Origin of the sequence: Oleomonas cavernae, assembly GCF_003590945.1 — a bacterium.
Classification (GTDB): Bacteria; Pseudomonadota; Alphaproteobacteria; order Zavarziniales; family Zavarziniaceae; genus Zavarzinia; species Zavarzinia cavernae.
Genome location: NZ_QYUK01000009.1, coordinates 1 through 4155, shown reverse-complemented (window position 1 = coordinate 4155; position 4155 = coordinate 1). Strand labels below are relative to the sequence as shown.

5 protein-coding genes and 1 pseudogene are annotated in these 4155 nt (G+C 67.7%); 3 read left to right on the top strand and 3 right to left on the bottom strand.

The window, feature by feature from the left end:
• The 3 genes from D3874_RS03670 to D3874_RS03660 form a co-directional block, all read right to left on the bottom strand.
• The coding region (locus D3874_RS03670) for a class I tRNA ligase family protein (RefSeq protein ID WP_147385512.1) at positions 1 to 718 on the bottom strand (718 nt) is incomplete at its 3' end.
• Between the two features lie 77 nt (positions 719 to 795).
• On the bottom strand, positions 796 to 1467 hold the full coding sequence (locus tag D3874_RS03665; RefSeq protein ID WP_119775134.1) for a DUF2497 domain-containing protein: 672 nt from the start codon (positions 1465 to 1467) through the stop codon (positions 796 to 798).
• Positions 1468 to 1568: 101 nt separating this feature from the next.
• Entirely contained in the window at positions 1569 to 2093 is a 525-nt protein-coding gene (locus D3874_RS03660; protein ID WP_158595744.1) for a TolC family protein, read from the bottom strand.
• Between the two features lie 49 nt (positions 2094 to 2142).
• Here D3874_RS03660 and D3874_RS03655 point away from each other — a divergent pair, with 49 nt between their 5' ends.
• The 3 genes and pseudogenes from D3874_RS03655 to D3874_RS03640 all read left to right on the top strand — a co-directional run.
• The gene (locus D3874_RS03655) at positions 2143 to 2592 is read left to right on the top strand and encodes a TolC family protein (RefSeq protein ID WP_233559761.1); all 450 of its coding nucleotides are present in this window, start codon (positions 2143 to 2145) and stop codon (positions 2590 to 2592) included.
• A 538-nt stretch (positions 2593 to 3130) separates the two neighbouring features.
• A complete protein-coding gene (locus D3874_RS03645; RefSeq protein ID WP_119776723.1) occupies positions 3131 to 3364 on the top strand; it encodes a DUF2497 domain-containing protein in 234 nt (77 codons plus the stop codon).
• Between the two features lie 77 nt (positions 3365 to 3441).
• Positions 3442 to 4155: pseudogene (locus tag D3874_RS03640) on the top strand (class I tRNA ligase family protein); the annotation flags it as partial.

Sequence of the window (4155 nt, the reverse complement as noted above, 5' to 3'; positions counted from 1 at the left end):
GGCGGTAGCGCTCGTCGTCGGGATGGACGGCGATGCCGCTGTCGCCCAGCATGGTTTCGGGCCGCGTCGTCGCCACGGTGACGAAGTCGTCGGTGCCTTCGATGGGATAGCGGATGTGCCAGAGGTGGCCCTTCACCTCGCGGCTCTCGACCTCGAGGTCGGAAATCGCGGTGAGAAGCTGCGGGTCCCAGTTGACCAGGCGCTTGTCCTTGTAGAGCAGGCCGTCGCGGTACAGGGTGACGAAGACCTTGCGCACCGCGGCGCTCAGGCCCTCGTCCATGGTGAAGCGTTCGCGGCTCCAGTCGCACGACGCCCCCAGCCGGCGCAACTGGCCGGTGATGGTACCGCCCGAGACTTCCTTCCAGGCCCAGACGCGCTTGATGAATTCTGCGCGGCCGAGGTCCCGGCGCGAGCGGTTCTCGCCCGATTGGGCCAGTTGGCGTTCCACCACCATCTGGGTGGCGATGCCGGCATGGTCGGTACCCGGCTGCCACAGCACGTCACGCCCGCGCATCCGCTGCAGGCGCACCAAAATGTCTTGCAGCGTGTTGTTCAGGGCGTGGCCCATGTGCAGGCTGCCGGTGACGTTGGGGCGGCGGATCACGATGGTGTAGGGCTCACCACCGGTGCGCTTGCCCACGCCGAAGGCGCCCGAGGCCTCCCACTGGGCATAGAGGCGGGGTTCGACGGCGGCGGGGTCGTAGGTCTTCTTAAGCATGACGTATCTCGATAGCGCAGCCGCCACGCCTTGTCGGCGCGGCCGGCGCAATGCGGCGGGGCGTGACGCCCCAGGATTCAGAGGTTGGGATCGCGCCCGGAAATGCGCGCCAGTTCCTCGGCCACGCAACGCTCGACGATCCCGGCCAGGTGGGTATCCAGCCAATCCTTGAGCATCGGCCGCAGCAGGTCCTCGACCACCTCCTCGACCGAGCGGGCGTCGCCGTCCGCGCGGCGCGTCCCGGCCGGCGGCCGGCTGGCCTGGGCGACCTGGGCAAAGGCATTGCGGGCCTGGCTTGCGATCGTTTCCGATACCAGGCGTTCAGCGGGCGGCACGGCACCGGACATCGGGCTGTCCTTCTCGTTCAAGAGCATCGGCGGGACGGGCTCGTCTTCATCGTCTTCCGCCACGAAATTCTGCAGGGGTGCCGGATCCGGCACCAGCGCCGGACCGGCGAAGGGGGCGTCGGCAGGCGTATCGGGTTCGGGATGGGGGCTCAGCGAGACGACGCTGCCGTCGTCGGCCACCATCTCGGTCAGGTCGAGGATTTCGCCGGGGGTGTCCCTGGGCGCGTCCCTCGGAGCGTCTCTAGGGGCATCGCCGGCCGGCTCGGCATCGGTGGCGGCCCCCTCGGGCCGACCGTCGCCGTCTTCGGCGATGATCCGCCGAATCGAGGCCAGAATCTCTTCCATGGTCGGGTCGGCGGCACCCTTTGCGCCCTCGCCTTCCCGCTTCAACTCATCCGTCATCTCTTAATCCCCGCCGCTCAGGCGTCCCCAGCGACCGCCCAAGCTACGGCACGCACCCACCGAAAGAAAGAGGCGGCGCGTTTTCTGTCAACGGCGTGTCATCAATCGAAGCCGAACCAGCGGCCGCGGCTCTCGTCATAGTGCTTCACGGGATCGTAGCGGTCGCCCGACAGATTCAGGTTCTGGGCGGTCAGGCGGCCCACGGCGGACAGCAAGGTGAAGGCGGCGATATATTCGTCGCCCTGGGCCCGCACCAGGGCGACCTGGGAATTGAGCAATTCCTGTTCGGCGTTCAAGACATCGAGCACGGTGCGCGAGCCGACCGAGGATTCCTGCCGCACGCCTTCCAGCGCTAGGCTGTTGGCGGCGACCGCCTGCTTCTGCGAGACGATCACGGCCCGCGCCGCTTCGAGCTGGTCGAAAGCGTTCGAGGCCGACTCGATCACCGTGCGCTGGGTCTCGGAGACCTGCGACAGGCGCTGGCTGGCGGTTTGCTGGTTCTGGCGGATGGTGGCGTATTCGGCGCCGGACTGGTACAGCGGCACGGTCACCTGGACCTGCAAGGCCGCTTGATCCGTGCGCGATCCATTGGTGCTCTGTTCTTCGGCCCGCGATAATTCGGCCACCAGATCCACCAATGGATCGCGCACGGATCAAGCGGCCTTGCAGGTCCAGGTGACCGTGCCGCTGTACCAGTCCGGCGCCGAATACGCCACCATCCGCCAGAACCAGCAAACCGCCAGCCAGCGCCTGTCGCAGGTCTCCGAGACCCAGCGCACGGTGATCGAGTCGGCCTCGAACGCTTTCGACCAGCTCGAAGCGGCGCGGGCCGTGATCGTCTCGCAGAAGCAGGCGGTCGCCGCCAACAGCCTAGCGCTGGAAGGCGTGCGGCAGGAATCCTCGGTCGGCTCGCGCACCGTGCTCGATGTCTTGAACGCCGAACAGGAATTGCTCAATTCCCAGGTCGCCCTGGTGCGGGCCCAGGGCGACGAATATATCGCCGCCTTCACCTTGCTGTCCGCCGTGGGCCGCCTGACCGCCCAGAACCTGAATCTGTCGGGCGACCGCTACGATCCCGTGAAGCACTATGACGAGAGCCGCGGCCGCTGGTTCGGCTTCGATTGATGACACGCCGTTGACAGAAAACGCGCCCGCCTCTTTCTTTCGGTGGGTGCGTGCCGTAGCTTGGGCGGTCGCTGGGGACGCCTGAGCGGCGGGGATTAAGAGATGACGGATGAGTTGAAGCGGGAAGGCGAGGGCGCAAAGGGTGCCGCCGACCCGACCATGGAAGAGATTCTGGCCTCGATTCGGCGGATCATCGCCGAAGACGGCGACGGTCGGCCCGAGGGGCCGCCACCGATGCCGAGCCGGCCGGCGATGCCCCTAGAGACGCTCCGAGGGACGCGCCCAGGGACACCCCCGGCGAAATCCTCGACCTGACCGAGATGGTGGCCGACGACGGCAGCGTCGTCTCGCTGAGCCCCCATCCCGAACCCGATACGCCTGCCGACGCCCCCTTCGCCGGTCCGGCGCTGGTGCCGGATCCGGCACCCCTGCAGAATTTCGTGGCGGAAGACGATGAAGACGAGCCCGTCCCGCCGATGCTCTTGAACGAGAAGGACAGCCCGATGTCCGGTGCCGTGCCGCCCGCTGAACGCCTGGTATCGGAAACGATCGCAAGCCAGGCCGCAATGCCTTTGCCCAGGTCGCCCAGGCCAGCCGGCCGCCGGCCGGGACGCGCCGCGCGGACGGCGACGCCCGCTCGGTCGAGGAGGTGGTCGAGGACCTGCTGCGGCCGATGCTCAAGGATTGGCTGGATACCCACCTGGCCGGGATCGTCGAGCGTTGCGTGGCCGAGGAACTGGCGCGCATTTCCGGGCGCGATCCCAACCTCTGAATCCTGGGGCGTCACGCCCCGCCGCATTGCGCCGGCCGCGCCGACAAGGCGTGGCGGCTGCGCTATCGAGATACGTCATGCTTAAGAAGACCTACGACCCCGCCGCCGTCGAACCCCGCCTCTATGCCCAGTGGGAGGCCTCGGGCGCCTTCGGCGTGGGCAAGCGCACCGGTGGTGAGCCCTACACCATCGTGATCCCGCCGCCCAACGTCACCGGCAGCCTGCACATGGGCCACGCCCTGAACAACACGCTGCAAGACATTTTGGTGCGCCTGCAGCGGATGCGCGGGCGTGACGTGCTGTGGCAGCCGGGTACCGACCATGCCGGCATCGCCACCCAGATGGTGGTGGAACGCCAACTGGCCCAATCGGGCGAGAACCGCTCGCGCCGGGACCTCGGCCGCGCAGAATTCATCAAGCGCGTCTGGGCCTGGAAGGAAGTCTCGGGCGGTACCATCACCGGCCAGTTGCGCCGGCGGGGCGTCGTGCGACTGGAGCCGCGAACGCTTCACCATGGACGAGGGCCTGAGCGCCGCGGTGCGCAAGGTCTTCGTCACCCTGTACCGCGACGGCCTGCTCTACAAGGACAAGCGCCTGGTCAACTGGGACCCGCAGCTTCTCACCGCGATTTCCGACCTCGAGGTCGAGAGCCGCGAGGTGAAGGGCCACCTCTGGCACATCCGCTATCCCATCGAAGGCACCGACGACTTCGTCACCGTGGCGACGACGCGGCCCGAAACCATGCTGGGCGACAGCGGCATCGCCGTCCATCCCGACGACGAGCGCTACCG

Bases quoted from the DNA above. Each gene is read 5' to 3' on its own strand.
- D3874_RS03665 (WP_119775134.1), bottom strand. From the start codon at position 1,467: ATGACGGATGAGTTGAAGCGGGAAGGCGAGGGCGCAAAGGGTGCCGCC.